Origin of the sequence: Bacillus glycinifermentans (assembly GCF_001042475.2) — a bacterium.
Classification (GTDB): Bacteria; Bacillota; Bacilli; order Bacillales; family Bacillaceae; genus Bacillus; species Bacillus glycinifermentans.
In genome coordinates, this window is the sequence record NZ_LECW02000004.1 from 1 (window position 1) to 15,690 (window position 15,690).

General features: G+C 46.8%; 19 protein-coding genes, 1 pseudogene and 1 other annotated feature. Of the genes and pseudogenes, 7 read left to right on the plus strand and 13 right to left on the minus strand.

The genetic code is table 11. The features are described from left to right. Window positions 1–21: 21 nt before the first annotated feature. Window positions 22–271: a binding site (T-box leader), on the minus strand. A 255-nt stretch (window positions 272–526) separates the two neighbouring features. From AB447_RS02710 to AB447_RS02740, 7 genes are all read right to left on the minus strand, one after another. Further along, entirely contained in the window at window positions 527–1,309 is a 783-nt protein-coding gene (locus AB447_RS02710; protein ID WP_231592120.1) for a class I SAM-dependent methyltransferase, read from the minus strand. 42 nt (window positions 1,310–1,351) lie between these two features. Then, entirely contained in the window at window positions 1,352–1,786 is a 435-nt protein-coding gene (locus AB447_RS02715; RefSeq protein WP_048354886.1) for a BrxA/BrxB family bacilliredoxin, read from the minus strand. 87 nt (window positions 1,787–1,873) lie between these two features. Continuing rightward, window positions 1,874–3,550 (minus strand): dihydroxy-acid dehydratase, encoded by a 1,677-nt coding sequence (gene ilvD / locus AB447_RS02720; RefSeq protein WP_048354902.1) that lies wholly within the window; start codon window positions 3,548–3,550, stop codon window positions 1,874–1,876. 306 nt (window positions 3,551–3,856) lie between these two features. Continuing rightward, window positions 3,857–4,996, minus strand: a complete 1,140-nt coding sequence (locus tag AB447_RS02725) for a conserved virulence factor C family protein (protein ID WP_048354887.1) — start codon at window positions 4,994–4,996, stop codon at window positions 3,857–3,859. 39 nt (window positions 4,997–5,035) lie between these two features. Further along, window positions 5,036–5,707 carry an HD domain-containing protein gene (locus tag AB447_RS02730; protein ID WP_096891844.1) on the minus strand — a complete coding sequence of 224 codons (672 nt, stop codon included), beginning with the start codon at window positions 5,705–5,707 and terminating at the stop codon, window positions 5,036–5,038. Next, on the minus strand, window positions 5,695–6,174 hold the full coding sequence (locus AB447_RS02735) for a glutathione peroxidase (RefSeq protein ID WP_048354888.1): 480 nt from the start codon (window positions 6,172–6,174) through the stop codon (window positions 5,695–5,697). The genes AB447_RS02730 and AB447_RS02735 overlap by 13 nt, the downstream gene beginning before the upstream one ends. A 15-nt stretch (window positions 6,175–6,189) precedes the next feature. Continuing rightward, complete coding sequence (locus AB447_RS02740) at window positions 6,190–7,869, minus strand: formate--tetrahydrofolate ligase (RefSeq protein ID WP_048354889.1); 1,680 nt, start codon at window positions 7,867–7,869, stop codon at window positions 6,190–6,192. A gap of 150 nt (window positions 7,870–8,019) precedes the next feature. Here AB447_RS02740 and metA point away from each other — a divergent pair, with 150 nt between their 5' ends. Together metA and AB447_RS02750 are read left to right on the plus strand one after the other, a co-directional pair. After that, entirely contained in the window at window positions 8,020–8,928 is a 909-nt protein-coding gene (metA, locus tag AB447_RS02745; protein ID WP_048354890.1) for a homoserine O-acetyltransferase MetA, read from the plus strand. Between the two features lie 279 nt (window positions 8,929–9,207). Then, complete coding sequence (locus AB447_RS02750; protein WP_048354891.1) at window positions 9,208–10,359, plus strand: diglucosyl diacylglycerol synthase; 1,152 nt, start codon at window positions 9,208–9,210, stop codon at window positions 10,357–10,359. A gap of 58 nt (window positions 10,360–10,417) precedes the next feature. On the opposite strand, the gene AB447_RS02755 is transcribed toward AB447_RS02750, so the two are convergent. After that, window positions 10,418–11,107, minus strand: a complete 690-nt coding sequence (locus AB447_RS02755; protein ID WP_048354892.1) for an AIM24 family protein — start codon at window positions 11,105–11,107, stop codon at window positions 10,418–10,420. A gap of 278 nt (window positions 11,108–11,385) precedes the next feature. On the opposite strand from AB447_RS02755, the gene cspD reads away from it, so the two are divergent. Further along, a complete protein-coding gene (gene cspD / locus AB447_RS02760; protein WP_003153604.1) occupies window positions 11,386–11,586 on the plus strand; it encodes a cold-shock protein CspD in 201 nt (66 codons plus the stop codon). 59 nt (window positions 11,587–11,645) lie between these two features. Here cspD and AB447_RS02765 read toward each other — a convergent pair whose 3' ends face one another. Continuing rightward, complete coding sequence (locus AB447_RS02765; RefSeq protein ID WP_411801413.1) at window positions 11,646–11,834, minus strand: hypothetical protein; 189 nt, start codon at window positions 11,832–11,834, stop codon at window positions 11,646–11,648. 153 nt (window positions 11,835–11,987) lie between these two features. On the opposite strand from AB447_RS02765, the gene AB447_RS02770 reads away from it, so the two are divergent. Then, complete coding sequence (locus AB447_RS02770; RefSeq protein ID WP_048354893.1) at window positions 11,988–12,254, plus strand: DUF2564 family protein; 267 nt, start codon at window positions 11,988–11,990, stop codon at window positions 12,252–12,254. A gap of 59 nt (window positions 12,255–12,313) precedes the next feature. On the opposite strand, the gene AB447_RS02775 is transcribed toward AB447_RS02770, so the two are convergent. Together AB447_RS02775 and AB447_RS02780 are read right to left on the minus strand one after the other, a co-directional pair. Then, window positions 12,314–12,499 (minus strand): zinc-finger domain-containing protein, encoded by a 186-nt coding sequence (locus AB447_RS02775; protein WP_048354894.1) that lies wholly within the window; start codon window positions 12,497–12,499, stop codon window positions 12,314–12,316. Beyond that, window positions 12,492–13,173 (minus strand): annotated as a pseudogene (locus AB447_RS02780) (reverse transcriptase-like protein). The gene AB447_RS02775 and the pseudogene AB447_RS02780 overlap by 8 nt, the downstream one beginning before the upstream one ends. 86 nt (window positions 13,174–13,259) lie before the next feature. On the opposite strand from AB447_RS02780, the gene AB447_RS02785 reads away from it, so the two are divergent. The 3 genes from AB447_RS02785 to sspL are packed head-to-tail and all read left to right on the plus strand — an operon-like array spanning window position 13,260 to window position 14,530. Then, the gene (locus tag AB447_RS02785; protein ID WP_048354895.1) at window positions 13,260–13,961 is read left to right on the plus strand and encodes a queuosine precursor transporter; all 702 of its coding nucleotides are present in this window, start codon (window positions 13,260–13,262) and stop codon (window positions 13,959–13,961) included. Next, on the plus strand, window positions 13,951–14,349 hold the full coding sequence (locus AB447_RS02790) for a reverse transcriptase-like protein (protein ID WP_048354896.1): 399 nt from the start codon (window positions 13,951–13,953) through the stop codon (window positions 14,347–14,349). Before AB447_RS02785 ends, AB447_RS02790 begins: the two co-directional genes overlap by 11 nt. Window positions 14,350–14,392: 43 nt before the next feature. Next, window positions 14,393–14,530: a small, acid-soluble spore protein L gene (sspL, locus tag AB447_RS02795; protein WP_046129629.1), complete on the plus strand. Its 138-nt coding sequence runs from the start codon at window positions 14,393–14,395 to the stop codon at window positions 14,528–14,530. 12 nt (window positions 14,531–14,542) lie between these two features. Here sspL and AB447_RS02800 read toward each other — a convergent pair whose 3' ends face one another. Further along, entirely contained in the window at window positions 14,543–15,430 is an 888-nt protein-coding gene (locus tag AB447_RS02800; protein WP_048354897.1) for a 5'-3' exonuclease, read from the minus strand. An 85-nt stretch (window positions 15,431–15,515) separates the two neighbouring features. Next, window positions 15,516–15,665, minus strand: a complete 150-nt coding sequence (locus AB447_RS26110) for a hypothetical protein (RefSeq protein ID WP_096891845.1) — start codon at window positions 15,663–15,665, stop codon at window positions 15,516–15,518. Between the last annotated feature and the right edge of the window lie 25 nt (window positions 15,666–15,690).

Genomic DNA, 15,690 nt, shown 5'->3' on the forward strand with positions numbered 1-15,690 from the left:
CATTTATTTGGGTCTCTCCAGTATAGAGACGAGGCTTTGCTCGCGGTACCACTCTAATTGATTAATCAATCCGTCATTAATCCACTCTGTTTCGGCGGCTATCACCGCCTATCTGTATAACGGCAGAATTCCGGCTCCCCCTACTTAGCCCATACCGGTGTTCAGGGTGCAGCTCTTGGATGAGTTCAAAGGAAATAAGTGCTGACTCTCACCAACCATCAGCTCTCTGAAAGCTTATTGTCCTTCTACTATTTCCAATCTTCGCTTGTTGTGATTGATTTATATGCAATCATAAGTCAGCACATCCGCGTTGTCAATATTAAAGTCAGAATCTTTTATCAATTCTGTCGTTTAACAACAGAAAAAGCACCTTTTCTTTTATCAATAAAACGTTTACAATCAAAGAAGAACATTCCAAAATTGGGAGTGATCCTTAATGGTTGAAGGACTTTTCATTACAGCTTCGCTTATTACCCTCGCTTATTTTATCGTCATGGAAATCGCGGACTAACAAACCCAAGGGCTTTCACCCTTGGGTTTGTTCAAGTTCCAAAACGCCGTAATGAAAAAGCGCGGTTTTTCGCCTTTTTACGTCAAAGCCGCAAGCCTCAAAGCGCGGGCTCTTCCAATGGTCTTTTAGGACAACTCTTTTTCTGGCAACGCGAAGAGCCTCCTCTACACATCCGGAGAGATTAAAATCGGCGTGTGCCAGCTTCCTTAAAGGAGCAATGCCGTCAGATGCCGCTATACCTTCATCGAACATGGGGTCAAAGTAGACGACGTCCGCTGAATCATCTTCGAGCCGGCGAAGGTATTCCAAGTTGTCGCCCGATGTAACGCGGATTCTTTTCATCGCCTGATTCAAAGCGGAAAGGTCAGTCTCCCATGCCTGAAGTCCGGTCTCTACAAGAAATGCAAGAAGCGGGCTTTTTTCCACTCCGCAAACCGTACCTTCTTTCCCGACGGCCAAGCTTGCGATGATCGCGTCTGAAGCAAGGCCGAGCGTGCAATCGATCACCTTGTCACCGGGCGTAAGTTGAGCGGCTTCGACAAACGGATCCGTCTCCCCTTTCAAAAGGCGCTTGGCGCGAAACATGGCCGAGTTTGGATGGAAGAAAAACTTTTCACCGTCAGAGTGATAAAGCTCAAAGCGCTCTTTTCCAACCACAAGGACGTCATCCTGCTCCGTTTCCCTGATTTGATAGATCGGCCGTTTTCTCCGCTCGGAAAATCGGGCAGTGAGCGTTCCGCTGATTTTTTTTGCCGTTAATATCGTGTCTTCTGCCGGTCTGTAGCTTGTCGTAACAATCATCTTTTTCTCCGTAAAAAATGCCCTTGAAAAAAGGGCATTCTAGCAATGTTTTTCAAAAGCATCTGCAATGTTTTTCATAATCTCTGTCATCTCGCGGCCTTCGATTTCTTCACGCGGAATAAAGTGAACGACCTCTTTTCCTTTTAAAAGCGCCATGGAAGGGGAAGAAGGCTCAAACCCTTTAAAATACTCCCTCATTTTTGCAGTTGCTTCACGATCCTGACCGGCAAACACGGTTACGGTCTGATCGGGGCCGCGGTCGCTTCCGGAGACGGCTTGAACGGCTGCAGGTCTTGCCAGTCCGGCGGCGCATCCGCATACCGAATTGACGACGACAAACGTTGTGCCCTCGGCAGCTTCCATGAAATTCTCGACTTCCTCTTCGTTCGTTAACTCTTTAAAGCCGGCCTGCACCAATTCCTGACGCATCGGAGCAACGAGCTGGCGCATGTATTCTTCGTATGCTGTTGACATATAAAAGCCCCCTCTATTTACCTTACACTACTGATGTAAAGGATACTACAGAGGGGGATGAATTTCAAACTTCCGAACGAAAAATCGCTAGATCTTCATGATGCCGCCCGTATTTGCAGACGTCACAAGCTTCGAATAACGGGCCAGGTAGCCTGTTTTGACTTTCGGCTCAAAGCCCGGGCAATTCGCTTTTCTTCTTTCCCATTCTTCATCGGAAATCTCGATGTTCAATATCCGTTTTTCGATGTCAACGACAATATGGTCGCCGTTTTCAACAAATGCAAGCGGTCCGCCTTCAGCAGCTTCCGGTGACACATGGCCGATTGAAAGCCCGCGCGACGCTCCGGAAAAACGGCCGTCTGTGATCAGCGCGACCTTCGGACCGAGACCCATTCCGACGATCTGGGAAGTCGGTGCAAGCATTTCAGGCATTCCCGGTCCGCCTTTAGGACCTTCATAGCGGATAATGACGACGTCTCCCGCTTTTACTTTCCTGTTTATGATGCCGTCGAGCGCTTCTTCCTGCGAATCAAACACGACCGCCGGGCCTTCGTGGCGGGTAATGCCGTTCTGAACGCCCCCGGTTTTGATAATTGCCCCGTCGGGCGCCAGGTTGCCGAACAGCACGGCAAGCCCGCCTTTTTCTGAAAACGGCTGATCGATCGGATGAATGATTTCGTAATCCTTGACTTCGCACCCTTCAATATTATCGCCGAGCGTTTCTCCCGTTACAGTCATCGTATCCAGGTGAAGAGCGCCTTCTTTTTTGGACAGCTCGTTTAAGACCGCTGAGACGCCTCCTGCTTCATGCAAATCTTCAATGAACACATCAGATGCAGGAGCAAGCTTTGATAAATGAGGAACTCTTGCAGCAACCTCATTAATCCGTTCAAGCGAATATTCAATGCCTGCTTCGTTTGCGATCGCCAGGGTATGAAGGATCGTATTGGTCGACCCGCCGAGCGCCATGTCTAAGGCAAACGCATTGTCGATCGCTTTTTCGGTGACGATGTCGCGCGGTTTTAGATCTTTTTTGATAAGTTCCATCAGCTGGCGTGCTGATTGCTTCGCAAATTCTTTCCTTTCAGGTGCCGTTGCCAAAATAGTTCCGTTGCCTGGCAGCGCGAGACCAAGGGCTTCTGACAGGCAGTTCATTGAGTTGGCCGTAAACATGCCTGAACACGATCCGCAAGTCGGACAGCCGAACTGTTCGAGCTCCTGCAAGCCCTTTTCGTCTATTTTGCCGGATTGATAAGCCCCTACGCCTTCAAATACAGAAGAGAGCGAGATTTTCCGTCCGTCGCTCGTTCTTCCGGCAGCCATCGGCCCTCCGCTGACAAAAACGGTCGGAATATTGATCCGCATCGCCGCCATAAGCATGCCCGGCGTAATTTTGTCACAGTTCGGAATACAAATCATCCCGTCGAACCAGTGGGCCGAGACGACCGTTTCGACGGAGTCAGCGATGATTTCACGGCTAGGAAGGGAATACCTCATTCCGATATGCCCCATCGCGATGCCGTCATCGACGCCGATCGTATTAAATTCAAACGGGACACCGCCCGCTTCCCTGATCGCCTCTTTGACGATTTTTCCAAACTCCTGCAAATGGACATGACCGGGCACGATGTCAATATATGAGTTACAAACGGCGATAAACGGTTTGCCGAAGTCCTCTTCCTTTACTCCGGCCGCTCTCAGCAGACTGCGGTGCGGCGCTCTGTCGATCCCTTTTTTAATCATGTCACTGCGTAAACCTGTCATGATGATCCTCCTAAACTTTCTTTGTATATTCCGAATATTCAGTTTTATCAGTCTGTCTTCAAGCTGATGGCTGATTTTGTTTTTCAATCTGATAACCGCTCCCCATTTATCAGAACCTCAAACATTCGGATATGATTGCTACCTACTATATATATTTTCAGGCTTTTTTTCAACAATATTCGAAATATTTTTATAGAAAAAGTGATATTTTCTAACAGGATGAGTGTTTTTTATCATTGTTTTAGCACCGGCCGGAGCAAACACCCCTTTTCGGTCAAAAAAAAAGACGCTGCTCTGAGCGTCTTTTTACCGGTTTTCTTTTTTGCGGCTTTCCGTCATTTGCTTCCAGACGGAACCTTTTGCCTCTTCTCCGTGTTCAATCCGTTCGATCGCCATTTTAATTTGCAGGCTGACTTCGAATTCCGGATCGTTTTCAGCCTCTTTGAGCGCAGCAAGCGCGCTTTCGTCGCCGACCTCGTACAAAAACATCGCTGCCCTCCAGCGAACGAGCTTGCTCTGGTCTTTCAGCGCCTTTACCATCGCCGGAATGGCATCCGGGTTTCCGATATCTGAGAGACAGTCGCCGGCAGTTCTTCTCACCGTGATCGTTTTATCCTCAAGCGCTTGATATAACAGCGGGAGAACGTCCGGCGTTTCGATCATGCCTAAATACACGACGGCAAGCCTTCTGATCGACGTTTTCGGGTCATTGAGCGCTTTCTCAAGCACCGGGATGTCCTCTTCCTTCGGATCCATCTGCTCCAGATGCGCATAGCGCTTTTGCCAATCTTCATCATCCAGCATGTCAAGCGTCACCTTGTACGTTTTTCTTTGCACGGCTTGCTTTTCGGTTCCTTTATTGTGTGATGCGGCCGCTTCCGTTAATTTCCGGAGACGCTCTTCGTCATAAGCCGCTTGAAGCTCTTCTGTCACGTCACGACCGATTTCTGAAAAATCTCCGAACCTGACGCCCTGCTCCTTCCATGACCGCTCAAGGACGACATTGGAAGACGCGGTTTTCAGCTTCAAGATCGCTTCCTGGAACCGTTCAGGAAGGCCAAACCGTTCTTCGCGTTCACCGTCCGTCAGTTTGACCTGCATCGGGATTCCGCTGAACATTTGCACGAATACTTTGACCTCGCCAAACGACTCTTTTTCCTCTGAAGCTCCGCCGTTTTCTTCCATCTCATCCATTCCAAATGCCGAACGGACAGCCGGGAGAATATCTTTCCAGTCAAACCTGGCATTCCGTTCAACCGCTAAAAAGTCTGCCACATGGTAGACTCCCTTTACTCCGTCTATGTTTAAAACCTTCTGAATGACGGGCGGAGCGCCTTCTGCCTGCCCTTTTTTATAATTGTTGCTTTTCCCGCCCGGCAGCTCTTCGGTTAATATAACCTTCATTGTATTCGGACTCGGTGTCGGTTCTATCGATTTAATCTTCATGGTTGTCCCCCTCTGTATCAAGATCCGGGTCTTATTCTATCATAACCGTGATTCCTGATCTATCAAGGCGGTTTCTTCGCCGCAGCCGCACTCGTTTTTCAGTTCATGAAGGAAGCCGGCCATCACCTGATGCCGATGCTCGGCCAGCCTTCTTCCTGTTTCGGTGTTCATCAGATCCTTTAGAAGAAGAAGCTTTTCATAAAAATGTCCGACGGCTGACGGAACGCCTTTGTCCCCGGCGTCTTCCCGGTACATCGCCTGCCCCTTTGCACCCGCATACATGAAGGTTCGGGCGATTCCGACGGCGCCTATGGCATCAAGACGGTCGGCATCCTGTACGGCCATCCCTTCTGCCGAAAGCTTTTCACCTTTATATGTTTCCCTGTCTCTGAAAGACATTTTCGTAATAATACTGATGATTTCTTCTGCTGTTTTATTGTCGATTCCCCAGCCTGAAAATCGGCGGCGCAGTTCCCGAAGCGGTATTTTGTACTGCGGGGATAATTTTTCATCGATCAGGTCGTGTACAAGGGCGGCCGCTTCTGTGATAAACAGGTCAGCGCCTTCTGCTTCCGCGATCAAAAGGCTCAGGCGCCGCACCCTTGTGATGTGCAGCCAGTCATGGCCTGTCCCTTCATCTTCGAGCTTTTCTTTCACCCAATCGGCAATCATTTCGAGCTGCTCCTTTTTTCGCCGGTTCATCCGAGCCATTTTTGTATCGTCTCTTCTATTTCTTTCGGGTTTGTCTGCGGCGAAAACCGCTGGACGGTTTCACCTGTCTGATCGACGAGAAATTTTGTGAAATTCCACTTGACCGCTTTTGTACCGAGCATCCCTTTTGCCAGACTCGTCAGGTGCATATACAGCGGATGGATATGCTCACCCTTCACGTCTACTTTGGCAAACATCGGGAACGTCACCCCGTAATTCAGACTGCAGAATTCCCCGATGCTTTTTTCATCGCCCGGTTCCTGATTCATGAACTGATTGCACGGAAACCCAAGAACGACAAACCCCTTGTCTTTATATGCATCATAAAGCTCCTGAAGCTGTTTATACTGCGGGGTAAATCCGCATTTGCTGGCCGTATTGACGATGAGAAGCACCTTTCCTTCATACGGCTTCAACGTCGTTTCCTCGCCCTTAATCGTTTTCACGCTGATATCATAAATGGACATGTCCATCGCTCCTTCTTAAAATAACCCTTTTGCCCGGCCGTTCTCATCAACGTCCATGGAAAGCGCGGCAGGGCGCTTCGGCAAACCCGGCATCGTTAAAATGCTGCCGGTCAGGGCGACGATGAAGCCGGCGCCTGCTGACGGCTTAAGTTCGCGGACTGTAATGAAAAATCCTTCCGGCCTTCCGCTCTTCTCCGGATCGTCTGAAAGGGAATACTGGGTTTTCGCTACACAAACGGGCAAATGACCTAAACCGTTCCCTTCCAATTCGGCAAGCTGTTTTTTCGCCTTATCCGTGAATTTTACGCCTTTTGCTCCGTAGACGACCCGCGAGACTTTTGACAGCTTTTCCTCAATCGAATCGGATAATTCGTACAGATAAGAAAATCGGTTTTCTTTTTCATGCAGCACGCTGACGACCTTACGGGCAAGCTCAATACCGCCTTTGCCTCCCTCTTCCCACACATTGCACGCCGCTGCGGGATGGCCCTCTTCCCGGCACCAGTCAAGCACCGTTTCAAGCTCGGCTTCCGAATCCTGAACAAACCGGTTCACGCTAACGACATATGGAAGGCCGAAAGCCCTGATCGTTTCAATGTGTTTGGCAAGGTTTGCAATTCCCCTTTTTACGGCTCCTGGATCGCTGGTCTTCAAATCTTGAAGCGCGACGCCTCCGTGCATCTTCAGCGCCCTTACCGTGGCGACGATCACGACTGCACCCGGAGTAAACCGGCCCGCTCTCGTTTTAATATGCAGAAACTTTTCGGCCCCTAAATCAGCGCCGAATCCTGCTTCTGTCACGACGTAATCAGCAAGCTTCATTGCCATCTTAGTCGCAATCAAACTGTTTGAGCCATGGGCGATGTTGGCGAACGGCCCCCCATGGACAAGCGCAGGCGTTCCCTCGACGGTTTGTACGAGGTTCGGTTTCAATGCGTCCTTCAGGAGAAGGGTGAGCGCCCCTTCCACTCCGAGCATTTTGACTGTCACCGGTTTTTGGTCAGCGGTGTAGGCGACGATCATTGATGCAAGCCTTCTCTTCAAATCTTGCAAATCTGTTGCAAGGCATAAAACGGCCATGATTTCAGATGCGACCGTAATGTCAAAGCCGTCTTCCCGCGGAAAACCGTTCGCTTTGCCTCCCAGACCGATCACGGTTTCCCTCAAGGCTCTGTCGTTGAGATCGAGCGCCCGTTTCCAAACGACTCTTCTGATATCAATGTTTAATTCATTTCCATGATGAATATGATTGTCAATAAAGGCGGCCAATGCATTATTTGCACTTGTTATCGCATGCATATCCCCGGTAAAATGCAGATTGATGTCTTCCATCGGGAGAACCTGTGAGTAACCGCCTCCTGCGGCGCCGCCTTTTAAGCCCATTGTCGGTCCGAGAGACGGCTCTCTGAGCGCAACGATCGAACGTTTCCCATCCTGCCAGAGCGCCTGGCTTAAGCCGACGGTGACCGTTGACTTGCCTTCGCCGGCCGGCGTCGGATTGATGGAAGTCACCAAAATCAGCTTTCCGTCGGGTTTATCCGCTAATCGATCAAAAATATCTAAAGAAATTTTCGCTTTAGTGAAACCAAAGCACTCTATTTCTTCGTCATCTATACTGAGTTTCCGTGCAATTTCCGTTATCGGTTTTAATTTGGTGCTTTGAGCGATTTCAATGTCTGATAAATGGGTTTTCATAAGCGAGAGGAGCCTCCTTCTGGTTCATTAGATGATGGTTTCCATATTTTTCACACACTTCTTTCATTGTAACACAATTCACGCATTGAAATATCGCCAAAAAGTTCCTATAATGAAGAAAAATCAGCGGAGAAAACCGGAGGTGGCGTGTTGCCTATCAACATTCCTATTGATCTACCTGCAAAGCAGATTCTTGAAAGTGAAAATATTTTCGTCATGGATGAAAAGCGGGCGTTCCATCAGGATATCCGGCCTTTAAACATTGTGATTCTCAATTTGATGCCGCAGAAAATCAAAACGGAGACACAGCTGTTGAGGATGCTCGGAAATTCTCCTTTACAGGTATATTTCACTTTTTTAATACCGTCTACCCATACACCAAAAAATACAGCAAGGCAGCATTTAGAACAATTTTATACAAACTTTTCTTCGATCAGGGACAGAAAATTTGACGGCATGATCATTACGGGGGCGCCGATCGAACATCTGGCATATGAAGATGTCTCGTATTGGAACGAGCTCCGGGAGATATTCGACTGGAGCAGAACGAACGTCACGTCAACGCTCCACATCTGCTGGGGGGCTCAAGCGGGGCTGTATCACCATTACGGCATACGCAAAATGATGCTGCCGAAAAAGACGTTCGGCGTGTTTGAACACAGAATATTAGAGAAAAACGAAAGATTGGTCAGGGGATTTGAAGAATTCTACTATGTCCCGCATTCCAGGCATACAGATATAAACATGGACGATCTAAAATCGGTCCCAGATTTAAAGATTCTCAGCGTATCGGATGAAGCAGGCGTCTGTTTAATTGCTTCAAAAGATGAAAAACAGGTTTTTTTAACTGGACATCCTGAGTATGATACCGATACTCTTAAAGAGGAGTATGAAAGAGATTTGGCCAAAAATATGGAAATCGATCCCCCGGTGAACTATTTTAAAGATGGACCGGACGGCTCTGTTCCTGTAAACCGCTGGAAAGCCCATGCCACTCTATTGTTTATGAATTGGCTGAATTATTACGTTTACCAGGAAACGCCATATGAATGGAAATGAAATTCTCATGCTCTGGTCTGATGCAAGACGCGCAAAATATGATAAAATACAGTTGGGTTTGTCTTCCATAAGAAAAGAAGTTTGATCCGGCGTTTTCAGCTGTCAGGAAAGCGCAGGAAACCAGCGCTTTCCTGCGAATCCAAACTTTAAAAATACCTTAATTTTTGTTCTTCATTTATAATTAAACTAATATTTTATGGTATGGTATGTGTGGACATTAACTCCTGTTTTTATTATCATTTTAGCTCTTGTTGTTTGAATTAATTGAGGTGAATATGTTTGAATACCAACAAAAATATATTAATTTTGACTGCAAATTATGGAAATGGCCATGTTCAAGTAGCCAAAACGCTTCATCAAGAATGCGAAAGACTAGGCTTTAAGAATGTAACTGTTTCGAATTTGTATCAAGAATCGAATCCGATTGTATCTGAAATCACGCAATATCTTTATCTGAAAAGCTTTTCAATCGGCAAACAGTTTTATCGCCTTTTTTACTATGGAGTCGATAAAATTTACAATAAAAGAAAGTTTAATATCTATTTTAAGATGGGAAACAAACGGCTTGATCAGCTTGTTAAAAAGCATGAGCCGGATATTATCATCAATACGTTCCCGATGATCGTCGTGCCTGAATACAGACGGAGAATGGGAAAAGTGATTCCGACATTTAACGTGATGACGGATTTCTGCCTTCACAAAATCTGGGTTCACGAACACATTGATAAATATTATGTAGCGACCGATTATGTGAAGGAAAAGCTGCTCGAAATCGGCACTCATCCAAACAATGTCAAAATTACAGGCATTCCGATCCGCCGTCAATTTGAGGAAGAAATGGACAAAGATCAAATTTACGCCAAGTATCAGCTGTCTCCCGATAAAAAGATTCTGCTGATCATGGCCGGCGCCCACGGGGTTCTCAAAAACGTGAAAGAGCTGTGCGAATCCCTGATGGTGAAAGAAGACGTCCAAGTTGTCGTCGTTTGCGGAAAAAACACGTTATTGAAAAGCTCGCTGGAAGAAATTGAAGAACTGTATCCGGATAAGCTGAAAACGTTCGGCTATATCGAAAGAATTGACGAGCTGTTCCGCGTGGCTGACTGCATGATCACGAAACCGGGCGGAATTACCCTCACGGAAGCCACCGCCATCGGCGTTCCGGTTATCCTTTACAAACCGGTGCCGGGACAGGAAAAAGAGAATGCTCTGTTCTTCGAGGACAAAGGCGCTGCCATCGTCGTAAACCGGCATGAGGAAATTCTCGAATCCGTGTCTTCCCTTTTGGCGGATGAACAAAAATTAAACGAAATGAAACGCAACATCAAAGCTCTGCACTTATCCAATTCTTCAGAAGTCATTCTGACCGACATCGTGAAGCAGTCAGATATCATCATGAATAAACAGCACGCTGTCAGAGCCCTGTCATAGCAGGACACAGGCAGCCCTAATAAAAAACACTTGTGAAAACAAGTGTTTTTCTTTTTCCCTATGATTCGGTATAGTACGCTTCTTCAAACGGCTGAACGACGACAAACCCGTGTCCGGCAAATTTCATTTGAATGGATTCCCCGCTTCCCCTGCCGATGAACGTTTTAAAGGAGACGTCTGTGACAAATTCAGGCTCAAGATCCCCTGACCAGGCTACGGTCGCATTCGGATCGGTGTAAACGGGGCTTTCCGGAGAAACGAGCAGGGTGAGCGGTTCATAGTGACTCGTGATCGCCGCCATTCCGGTTCCTTCGAGCTTTACGTTGAACAGCCCGCCTGCAAGCATCCCCGAAATTCTTTTCATGAGCTTAATGTCCCACTTCATGCCGGACTCAAACGCCAGCAGGTCATTTCCGTTTACAAAAATAGAATCATCATCTAAATTTAAAATCGATATCTTTTTCCCCTGATCGGCAAGATACAGCTTTCCCTTTCCTTCGGCTTTCATGAGCGAAGTGCCTTCACCGCTCAATACCTTTTTCATCATCCGCCCGAGCCCGTGTTCAAACACGCCTTCCCGCTCAAACTTGATTTGTCCTCTGTAAGAAATCATCGAGCCTGCCTTGGCCCATACTTTCCCGTCCAGATTTACTTCAAGGAGACGCGTGGTCTCAAGCTCAAACATCCCCTCCCCTTTGTCTTCCTGCTGCGTTTTTTTCACAAATTCATCAATCGAATAACGATTCATCTTAGGAACACTCCTCATCTATGTATGGTTTCCATTTATACGGTGCCCCCCGGTGAAACGTTTCATTTTCTTTGCTCCGTTCAAAACATAAAACCATAATTTGAAAGCGATTGCAGTAAAATTCCTTAAAAAAGCATAAAAGTTCATTTTTTTCTCTTGACAGCTTGACGAAGCCTCTACAGATAGTGTATAGTGAAACCATCATTTAGCAGAACATCGTTAGATGATGAAAATTTTTTTTAGCACACTGTGCTACAGTACTAGGAGGATTAAGCAATATGCAAAACGGTAAAGTAAAATGGTTTAACAATGAAAAAGGCTTCGGCTTCATCGAAGTTGAAGGCGGAGACGATGTATTCGTTCATTTCACTGCAATCGAAGGTGAAGGCTACAAGTCTCTAGAAGAAGGACAAGAAGTTTCTTTCGAAATCGTTGAAGGTAATCGTGGACCTCAAGCATCTAACGTTGTGAAGCTGTAACTTTAACAGAATGAAGAACAAATGAAACTTCAAATAGAGGAGAGGCATATTTGCCTCTCCTATTTAATTTTCAGCTGAATTTCGATGGCTAGAATGTTTTGTTTCAGCCTTTGTTCGATTTCCTCAATATTTTTCTCCAGGGACGGGCGTCCCTTTTTTGCGATATCCACCAGCTGTTCCAAATCTTTATATACCTCGACAAATGTCTTGTGCAGAACGGTTTGCAATTCATTGCTTTCCACTGTCATAGGCCCCTTTTCTATAAGATACCCAAATTAGTAATATAGACTTATATTTTTTAGGTTCAATAGTTATATCGGATTAATTTTATTATATTTTTTCTTTTTTTGCACATAAATATTATTGTTTTAAGGAAAAAATAATTCATGGAGGTGTTGATCATGAATCAGGAGCATCATGATGCGATCTTAACGGGGTACAATCAGCGGAAGCAGCTTGAATTAGCCGTGGAAACCGCTCAAAAAACGACAGGGATGGCCACGAGGCAAAAAAGCTCAACATTAATGAAATCGGCGTACCGGTCGATCGAAGATGCGAGACAGCTGTCGCAAACCGAAGAATTATCCGCTTTGGACGGAGAATTTTTAAGTCAGCAGCTCGACATCTTGAACGAATGCGAACATCAGCTTGATGAGGCACAGCGCTAACAAAAAAACCGCATCAAGCGGTTTTTTCAGTGATGCCCCACACCCGGGCGGCGCGGGCATCAGTTTTTGTTTGTGAGCACTTCTCCATAGGTGCGGAGCTTTTCCCCGACCGTGCATTTTGTAATGCAAAATGCATGGGCATACGTTTTTCCGTATTCCTTTCTGAAATGTTTTTTGATAAAACATCCTTCGCAGTAGGTGTCCTGCAGATCTGTCAGTTCTTTCAAGATCTCCTTCTTATCCAAGGCTTTCATCTCCGTTATTTGTCTAGTTTCGTGCGGCTTTCCACAATGGTATGCTCAAGCATTTTTTTCGCAAGCTGATCCGCTTCTTTATTGTCTTTGCGGCTGATTTGAACGTAGGTCGGCGAGAGCTTTAATTTTTTGAGCTGCTTTTCAATTTTATCGAGCCATTTCGAATGGACCGGATCATAGCACGGCCAGTCTCCTTCAAGCTGGTTTAGCACGACAAGCGAGTCCCCTTTAATGACGACGGAATTCCGGCTTGCCCCGAGATCCCTGAGCTCGTTTACGGCTTCATAGAGAGCGGCATATTCCGCTTCATTATTCGTCGTCAGCCGGAAGCTTTTGTTTTTTCTCACCCGGTATCTTTCCCCTCCAAGGGAATAATAAATCACGATTCCGAGGCCTGCCAGCTGGCTGTCCTTGTCATAGCTTCCGTCAAAAAACACCGTGATTTCATCCGGTTCATGCGCCAGTTCTTCCTTTAATTTTTCAAGCTCCTTCAGCGTCCAAAAAGCTCCCTTTTCATCCTCAAATTCAAGACTGCCTACATACGGATTCTGCGCGAGCCGGCGGCCGATTGCCACCGCATCTTTGACTTCAATCCAGTCATCGGCGGTAAACGGGACGGAAAAAGACCCGTTCAGTTTAATGTCCATGCTTGCTCTTAGTTTCACAAAATCACCTTTATTCAAATGATGTCTTGTTATGCTATAATCAAAACGGTCTTATTACAGCTTATTTAGAAAGGAAGTACCTGTTCTTGTTTAACGAGATGTTGTGGATCGGTTTTGCGATCATTAGTTTTATCATTGTTCTTTTCTTTTACAAACGGTTTGGCAAAACCGGCTTGTTTGTCTGGATCGGATTTGCCACAGTCGCCGCCAATATCGAGGTCGCCAAAACAGTCGAGCTTTTCGGCCTGACCTCGACGCTCGGCAATATCATGTACGGCAGCGTTTTTTTTGCGACGGACGTCATCAATGAAAGATACGGCAAGGATGAAGCGAAAAAAGCCGTATCGCTCGGCTTTGCCGTTCTCGTGAGCCTGACCGCCGTTATGCAGGGCGCCCTGCTTTTTAAGCCGCACCCTGAGGATATCGCGCAGCCGGCGCTAGAGACGATTTTTGGCTTTCTGCCGCGCGTTGCGCTTGGGAGCCTGCTCGCCTATATCATCAGCCAAACGCTTGATGTTTATGTATATTCGTGGATCAGAAGGTTATTTCCTTCCGACCGCGCATTATGGCTTCGCAACAGCGGCAGCACGGCCGTCAGCCAGCTCCTCGACACGTTCATTTTTACAAGCGTCGCGTTTATCGGCAAATATCCCTTTGACGTATGGGTGCAGATTTTTATCACCACATATGTCTTAAAATTCGTCGTCGCCCTTTTCGCGGCTCCTTACGCCTATGCTGCCAAAAGGATCTCCCCGATGGATGAAGGAGGCGAAAAGGATGCCGGTTGAAATATATATCGACGGGGCAAGCGCCGGTGATCCCGGACCTTCCGGGCTCGGCATTTTTATTAAAAACGGAAGGGAATCGGAGTCCTTTTCCATCCCTGCGGGGCGCTTAAGCAACCATGAAGCCGAATTTACGGCGCTCATTGAAGGCATGAAGCTCAGTGCCGAAAGAGGCTATTCGATCGTTTCGTTCCGCACGGATTCCCAGATCGTCGAGCGCGCCGCAGATTCAGAATATGTGAAAAACGAGGCGTTCAAGCCTTATCTTAACGAGATTGTCCGCTTAAAAGCATCCTTTGAACTATTCTTCATTAAGTGGATCCCCTCAAAGGAAAACCAAACGGCAGACAAGCTTGCGAAAAAAGCAATTTTACTGAACCCCGCAGATTAAAAACCGGACTGCTTGCGCATAATAAGCTCCTGAGGTGGTTCATGTGGATAAGCAAAAACCGGCCGGAAAAGGCCGCCTGACCGGCGGTGTGACGCCGCAGGGCGATATTGAAATGAATCGGCACACCGACCCGAAAACCGAGCTTGAAAATCGGGCGAAAAAAAGCAATACAAAGCATTAGAGAGATCGATGATTAACCGATCTCTCTTTTTTCCATTTTCATCAGCAGCGGTTCAATTCCCCTGATCTGATGAAGTTTCAGCATCTCCCTCGCCCTTTCGTGCAAGAGCGTAAAATCAGCGTCTTCCAATGAGCAGGAAAGCGGGACATCGCACTTGATTTCCGCGAGCACTCTCGAAAGCTTCAGATCTTCAAGGCTTTCGTTTATTTTCGTCTGCTGGCCTTTTGTCAGCCGATCGATGTTTTCAAGCAGCCTGTCAACCGTCGAATATTCCCTGATCAGCTTGTACGCCGTTTTTTCGCCGATTCCTTTCACGCCCGGATAATTATCGCTTGAGTCACCCATCAAAGCTTTAATATCGATCAGGGCCTGCGGCTCGATTCCGGTTTCTTCGATGAATGATTCTTTCGTATACACTTTATAATTGCCGATGCATTTTTGCATCAAAGCGACTTGGACGGAATCCTCCAGCACCTGAAGCAGATCCTTGTCTCCCGTTACGATTGTAACGTCCGCTTCGTGCCGGAACAATGCCGCCAGCGTGCCGATGCAGTCATCCGCTTCATATCCGGCAAGGCCGATATTCAAAACGCCCAGCTCCCGTGCAGCTTCCTTCGCGAGATCGAATTGCGGAATTAATTCGAGCGGCGGCTCCCCGCGGTTTGCTTTATAATCCTTAAATAAATCATTGCGGTACGTTTTGCTGCCCATATCCCAGCAGCAGACGACATGGCTTGGTTCGAAAGCCGTCACGGCTGTCAGCAGATGCTTTAAAAACCCGTGAACCCCGTTTGTCGGAACGCCTTTGTCATTCATCATAAAATTGCGGTGCACCGCCGTCGCAAAAAAAGACCGGAATAATAAAGCCATTCCGTCAACAAGCAGCAACTTCTTTTTCATCCTTTAGAAACTCCCTTTCATACATACAATGTACCTATTGTACCACATGAGCAAAAATGATGAAAACAGCGCCAAAGACGCTGTTTTATTTTTCATGCTTTTTTTTGCTTGAAATCAATTTTGCTGCTTCCATTTGCGCGTAAGATTCAGTAGAAAATTCGGTATTAAAACCGTTTTTCTTTTTGGCGTTATTGTTCTGCTGGGCATTTTTGTTGCCGAGTTTTGTTCTTCCCATCGTGTTTCACCTCCAGCGGACATCT

Bases quoted from the DNA above. Each gene is read 5' to 3' on its own strand.
- AB447_RS02735 (WP_048354888.1), bottom strand. From the start codon at position 6,174: ATGTCCATTTATGATATCAGCGTGAAAACGATTAAGGGCGAGGAAACG.
- AB447_RS02765 (WP_411801413.1), bottom strand. From the start codon at position 11,834: ATGACAGTGGAAAGCAATGAATTGCAAACCGTTCTGCACAAGACATTT.
- AB447_RS02770 (WP_048354893.1), top strand. From the start codon at position 11,988: ATGAATCAGGAGCATCATGATGCGATCTTAACGGGGTACAATCAGCGG.
- AB447_RS02715 (WP_048354886.1), bottom strand. From the start codon at position 1,786: ATGTCAACAGCATACGAAGAATACATGCGCCAGCTCGTTGCTCCGATG.
- AB447_RS02800 (WP_048354897.1), bottom strand. From the start codon at position 15,430: ATGAAAAAGAAGTTGCTGCTTGTTGACGGAATGGCTTTATTATTCCGG.
- AB447_RS02740 (WP_048354889.1), bottom strand. From the start codon at position 7,869: ATGAAAACCCATTTATCAGACATTGAAATCGCTCAAAGCACCAAATTA.
- ilvD (WP_048354902.1), bottom strand. From the start codon at position 3,550: ATGACAGGTTTACGCAGTGACATGATTAAAAAAGGGATCGACAGAGCG.
- AB447_RS26110 (WP_096891845.1), bottom strand. From the start codon at position 15,665: ATGGGAAGAACAAAACTCGGCAACAAAAATGCCCAGCAGAACAATAAC.
- AB447_RS02725 (WP_048354887.1), bottom strand. From the start codon at position 4,996: ATGAAGATTAAATCGATAGAACCGACACCGAGTCCGAATACAATGAAG.
- AB447_RS02755 (WP_048354892.1), bottom strand. From the start codon at position 11,107: ATGAATCGTTATTCGATTGATGAATTTGTGAAAAAAACGCAGCAGGAA.
- AB447_RS02790 (WP_048354896.1), top strand. From the start codon at position 13,951: ATGCCGGTTGAAATATATATCGACGGGGCAAGCGCCGGTGATCCCGGA.
- cspD (WP_003153604.1), top strand. From the start codon at position 11,386: ATGCAAAACGGTAAAGTAAAATGGTTTAACAATGAAAAAGGCTTCGGC.
- AB447_RS02730 (WP_096891844.1), bottom strand. From the start codon at position 5,707: ATGGCTCGGATGAACCGGCGAAAAAAGGAGCAGCTCGAAATGATTGCC.